General features: G+C 46.8%; 1 protein-coding gene. It reads left to right on the top strand.

The annotated features are described in order from the left end of the window. Positions 1-440, top strand: a 440-nt coding sequence (locus ICE88_RS08430; RefSeq protein WP_216252043.1) for an MBG domain-containing protein, incomplete at both ends; no start/stop codon positions are given.

Here is a 440-nt window from a genome sequence, read left to right as displayed (position 1 = left end):
GCTCAGTAACAACAGCGGCAACGATTGCTTCTAACGTCAATGCTTACGCTATTACTCAGAACACGGTCACAAATGCCAATAACTCTAACTATGACATCACGTTTGTTGATGGCACATTGACAGTGAATCGTCGTCCTGTGACTGTAACGGCTGATGACAAGACACGTGTGTATGGTGATGCCAACCCAACATTGACATTTGCGGTAGCGGCTGATGGCACAGGTACTAGCCGTGGCATGTACAACAGCCAGTCATTGAGTGGAGCAGTAACAACAACCGCTGGATCATCCACGAATGTGGGTAATGTATCGATCACACAAGGCACAGTGACTAATGCCAATAATGCTAACTACGATATTACTTATAACAATGGCACATTAGCCATCACCGCTCGTCCGATCACCTTGACTGCGGATAACCGCACGAAGGTTTATGGTGAC

Source organism: Polynucleobacter sp. AM-26B4 (assembly GCF_018882285.1).
Lineage (GTDB): Bacteria > Pseudomonadota > Gammaproteobacteria > Burkholderiales > Burkholderiaceae > Polynucleobacter.
Note: the sequence above shows the minus strand (reverse complement) of the source record. Positions and strands in the feature narration are given on the sequence as shown.